General features: G+C 65.8%; 1 protein-coding gene. It reads right to left on the bottom strand.

All coding sequences use genetic code 11. The features are described 5' to 3' along the window. The coding region (locus H7A76_RS32110) for a condensation domain-containing protein (protein WP_185702229.1) at positions 1–3,898 on the bottom strand (3,898 nt) is incomplete at both ends.

The raw sequence follows: 3,898 nt of genomic DNA, 5'->3' as shown, positions 1-3,898 counted from the left end.
TTGCAGCGGGTAGTCGCGCTCGGTGGCGTTCCATTGCTCCAGCACCTGGCGCCGCTCGGCAAGGTCGAGCATCGGCAGTTCACCCAGGCTCCGGGTGCTGTCGGCCAGCATGCCCAGCAGCAGGTTGGTCAGGTGCCGACCGTAGGCCTCCACGCTTTGCGCGGTGAAACTGGCCCGGGCGAAGCTGAATTGCAATGACAGCGTCGCGCCAAGGTCCACCAGCAGGGTCAAGGGATAGCTGGTCTGCTCGTGCGCCTGGGGCACACCAAAGCCGATACCGCTGCCGCCCTGCTCCAGCGCCTTGGATACCGGGTAGTTCTCGAACACCAGGATGTTGTCGAACAGTGCTTCGCCACCCTGGCTGGCCCAGCGCTGGATGTCATACAACGCGGTGTGTTCATGTTCGCGCAGGGCCAGGTTGCGCTCCTGCACATCCTGCAGCCACTGCGCCACCGAACGCTGGGCATCGACGGCGCAAATCACTGGCAAGGTATTGATGAACAAACCGATTTGCTGCTCGATCCCGGCCAGTTCAGCCGGGCGACCGGCCACGGTGGCGCCGAAGGTCACCACCGACTGCCCGCTATGGCGTTGCAGCAGGATCAGCCAGGCCGCCTGGATCAAGGTGTTGAGGGTGACTTTCTGGCTGCGGGCGAAAGCCTCCAGGCGTCCGGTCAGCTCGGCATCCAGGGCCCAGCGGTACTCGCCATGGCCCTGTGCAGCCAAGGGCAGGTTGCTGCCCAAGCGCGTCGGTGCCGGCAACTGGCTCAACTGCTCGCGCCAGAAGGCCTCGGTCGCCTTGGCATCCCGTTGTTGCAACCAGCCGATGTAGTCGCGATAGCGGCCACTGGCCTCCGGCACCGCTACGCCGGCATAGCGTTGCAATACTTCACCAAACAACCGCGAATTGCTCCAACCGTCCATGAGGATGTGATGGTTGGTGTAGATCAGCTCATGGCGCTGCTCGCCCGTACGCACCAGCAATACTCGAACCAGGGGCGCCCGGGCCAGGTCGAAACCCTGGCGGCGCTGGGCTTGCTGCAGGTTCTGCAGCTCTTGTTCGAGTTCGGGCATGGCGCGCCAGTCGAGTTCTTCGATCGGCAGGCTGGCCTGGCGATAGACCACCTGGCACGGCCACTCCAGCTGGCCTTGCCAGAAGTAGCCGCTGCGCAGCACTTCCTGGGCCTGCACCGTGGCCTGCCAGGCCTGCCGGAAACGGCTCACATCCAGGTTGTCGACCGTGACCCGGATCTGGTTGATGTAATCGCCCGCCGTCTGTTCATACAGGGTATGGAACAACATGCCCTGCTGCATCGGCGACAAGGCATAGATGTCCTCGATGTCGCTGGCCACCAGGGGCAGGGACTCGAGCTGGGGCTGGGTCAGCCTGGCCAGGGGGAAGTCCGAAGCGGTGACGCCAGCGTTGCCCGGGGTGCAGCAGTGCTCCACCAGGGCCGCCAGTTCGCGGGCATAGTCCTGGCTCAACTGTTCGATCACCGCTTCATCGAATATCAGCGGGCTGAAGGTCCAGCTCATGTGCAACTCGCCGCCATATACCTGGCCGTTGAGGGTCAGCCAGTTACCCAGCGCGGCCTCGGGGCTCTGCTCGGCGCCGGTGCTTTCCGCCGCCGGGGTGAAGAGGCCGTCTGGCTGGTCGAAGCTGCCATCGACCTGCCCCAGGTAGTTGAAGGTAATGCGCGGCACCGGCAACAGGCTGAAGGCCTGGCGGGTCTGCTCGTCCCCGAGGTAGCGCAAGGCACCGAAACCCAGGCCCTTGTTCGGCACGGCGCGCAGCTGCTCCTTGACCTGCTTGATCGAGCCCGCCAGGTCGGCGGCCGGGGTCAGGCGCACCGGGAACAGGCTGGTGAACCAGCCCAGGGTGCGTGTCAGGTCCAGGTCATCGAACAGCTCTTCGCGGCCGTGGCCCTCGAGCTGGACCAGGCTGGAGGCATGGCCGGTCCAGCGGCAGATCACCCGGGCCAGGGCCGTCAGCAGCAAGTCGTTGATCTGCGTCCGATAGGCCGTGGGCGCCTGCTGCAGCAGTTGCCGGGTACGCTGCGCATCGAGCTGGCTGACCAGGGTCCGGGCCAGGCGTCCCGGACGAGCGCCCTGGGGATCGCGGCACGGCAATTCGGCGCTCACGCCCTGCAACTGTTGTTGCCAGTAGTCTTGTTCCTGGTGCATCGCGGCGCTGCGGGCATGGGCTTGCAGGCGCTCGGCCCAGGTCTTGAACGCCGACGTCTTGGCCGGCAACCGCTGCTGTCGCCCCTCGACCGACTGCTGATAAAGGTTCTGCAAATCTTCAAGGAAGATCCGCCAGGAAACGCCATCCACCACCAGGTGGTGCATGACCAGCAACAGACGCTGGCTGCCATCGGGCAACTCAGCCAGCACCGCCCGCAACAACCGGCCCTGTTGCAGATCGAGGCTGCGCTGGGCGCGTTCGCACAGCTCTTGCAGCTCATCGGCAGTCTCCAGGCGGGCCTGCCAGAGCAAGGTCGTGGCCACAGCGTCATGCCGGGCCTCCCAGCCGTCGGCCTGCGGGTTGAAGCTCAGGCGCAGCACATCGTGATGCACCACCAGCGCCTGGAGTGCCGCTTCCAGCAGGTCCGCGCGCACCGGTTGGCGCGGCGTCAACAGCAAGGACTGGTTCCAGTGATGCCGATCCGGCAGGTCCATGGCGAAAAACAGCTGCTGGAAAGGCAGCAATGGTGTCTCGCCCTGCACCGGCCCCTGGTCGATCACCTGCACGGCCTGCAACTGGGCCACCCGCGCCAGGCTACGCACAGTCTGGTGTTGGAACAGCGCCTTGGGGGTGAAGTGGATCCCGGCCGCCCGGGCCCGGCTGACTACCTGGATCGAGATGATCGAATCGCCACCACGCTCGAAGAAGTTATCGTTCAGGCCCACCTGCTCGATACCCAGCACCTCGGCCCAGATCGCGGCGATCTGCTGCTCCAAAAGACTTTGTGGAGCCTCATAGGCTTGGGCGGACTGCGCCTTGTCCGGCTTGGGCAAAGCCTTGCGGTCCAGCTTGCCGTTGGGGCTCAGCGGCATCTGTTCCAGCACCACCCACTGCGCCGGCACCATGTAGTCCGGCAGGTGCGCGGCCAGGTGGGCGCTCAGCGCTTCGCGCCAGTCTTCGCCCGCGCCTTCCAGCACCAGGTAACCCACCAGGTGCTGGTTATCCACCGCCAGTACCGCGGCCTCGCGTACCCGCCCGTGCTCCAGCAGTCGCGCCTCGATCTCGCCCAATTCGATGCGCAGGCCCCGCAGCTTGACCTGATGGTCGATACGCCCGGCGTATTCGATCACCCCGTCTTCGCGATAACGCGCCAGGTCGCCGGTACGGTACAGGCGCTCGCCGGCCACGAACGGATGGGCCACGAAGCGTTCGGCGCTCAAGGCCGGGCGACGGTGGTAACCACGGGCCAGGCCCACGCCACCCAGGTACAGCTCGCCCAGCACACCCACCGGCACCGGCTCGAAGTTGCTGTCCAGGATGTAGCAGCCCAGGTTGGCGATCGGCCGGCCGATCGGCACGCCATCGCGGCCTTCATCGACGCAGGTCCAGTGGGTCACGTCGATCGCGGCCTCGGTCGGGCCATACAGGTTGTACAACCCGGCCCGGGGTAGCTTGGCGAACACTTGCTGCTGGGCATCCACCGGCAACGCCTCGCCGCTGCACACGATGCGTTGCAGGCTGGTGCACGAACCCACATCACGATCCTGCAGGAAGGCCTGCAGCATCGACGGCACGAAGTGCAGGGTCGTGACCTGCTCACTGTTGATCAGGCTGACCAAGCGGGCCGGATCGCGATGATCCCCCGGCGCCGCCACCACCAGCCGCGCGCCCGTCATCAGTGGCCAGAAGAACTCCCACACCGAGACGTCGAAG

The organism is Pseudomonas sp. MSSRFD41, assembly GCF_014230245.1.
Lineage (GTDB): Bacteria > Pseudomonadota > Gammaproteobacteria > Pseudomonadales > Pseudomonadaceae > Aquipseudomonas > Aquipseudomonas piscis.
Note: the sequence above shows the minus strand (reverse complement) of the source record. Positions and strands in the feature narration are given on the sequence as shown.